Source organism: Croceitalea marina (assembly GCF_042684265.1).
Lineage (GTDB): Bacteria > Bacteroidota > Bacteroidia > Flavobacteriales > Flavobacteriaceae > Croceitalea > Croceitalea marina.
Map to the genome: position 1 here is coordinate 1 of NZ_JBHULB010000041.1, position 1,247 is coordinate 1,247.

The 1,247-nt window shown below is 30.6% G+C and carries 1 protein-coding gene; it reads left to right on the forward strand.

All coding sequences use genetic code 11. The annotated features are described in order from the left end of the window. The first annotated feature begins 143 nt into the window (after positions 1 to 143). Entirely contained in the window at positions 144 to 1,001 is an 858-nt protein-coding gene (locus ACFSQJ_RS14235) for a hypothetical protein (RefSeq protein ID WP_377767642.1), read from the forward strand. Positions 1,002 to 1,247: the final 246 nt, after the last annotated feature.

Consider the following 1,247-nt stretch of genomic DNA (forward strand, 5'->3'; position numbering starts at 1 on the left):
TGCAATCAATCTATACAATGAAATAAGATTACATTTATCTTTAGAATACAAAACACCTAATATGGTATATAAATTAACAGCGTAAATCTATTTTTAACCTGTAGCCATATTTCAGGACTAGACATATAAAACCAACAATACGAATGTTTAAAAATTTATTTTCTAAAAAGGAATACAGCAGTAAAACTGGTTTTTTCAAAGTTGAGAATCAGGAACTAATTCCAATCGATGAACTGGAAAAAGGCTCAATCAATGATTGTATTGAGAAAATAGGTTTTCCGACAAATCATATTTATACAATACATTCATTTGACTCGAACAAAATTTCGGTATTAGGATTTAAAACTTTGACTAAAAATCTTGAATTTGTATTAGCCGAAAATAAAACTAAAATTTCATATTCAGATGTCTCAAAAGCTGTAAAAGGAATTGACTGGAATTTTGAATATTCTGACCTCAATGTTGAGGACATTTTACAAGAAGGAATCGACTACGAAAATTTTGACTTGGATTTCGTGAAATCAATTCTCGAATTGACTAAAGAGGAAAAAGATTTATACAAATCTCAAAAACTTGGACTTTATCTTCAATTTGAAAATGGAACACTCACAGCGTTCACTTCATCTGAATGGGAAAATTCATCAACGAAATGGCTAAAAGATATTAACCAAAATATGGTTAAAAGTATGGTCAGAGAAGCCAAACAATATCAAAGAAACGAAATTGAAGCTATGCAAGAAGTCAATAATCAAACAAAAGCTTTGATGAATGTTCCAGAAGCAATGAAAAATGAATTTTTACAATTGCATAAAAACGATAATGGAAATTTCAACTTCTACAATTTAGTAATCGCACATTATACCCAAGATTGTAATCAAGATGATTTTCTGTTTATGAATAAAGGAAGATTTAAAAAGGCGGGTGAACGAACTTTTGAGGTTGGAAACTTCAAATATGAGTTTGGAAACGATAAGGAATTAAAAAATGTATACGAACAATAAATACTGCGTACAACAATGGCTATAAGTAATTGCTTGTTCTCGCCTACTTCTGAAAATCCTCGCGGATTTTCAGTTTGGTGTGTACTTGCAAAGTTAATTGCTAAACCACGCAACTACTTATAGGTACTGTGTCAAAAAACAAGTTTTTTCTGTAAAATTTTAGGAAACAAGTTGAGTAATCAATTTGTTATCCCGCGCAGCAAGAGCTTTATGCTTTTGCTGCTTTTTTGTTTCAAAACCTGCATC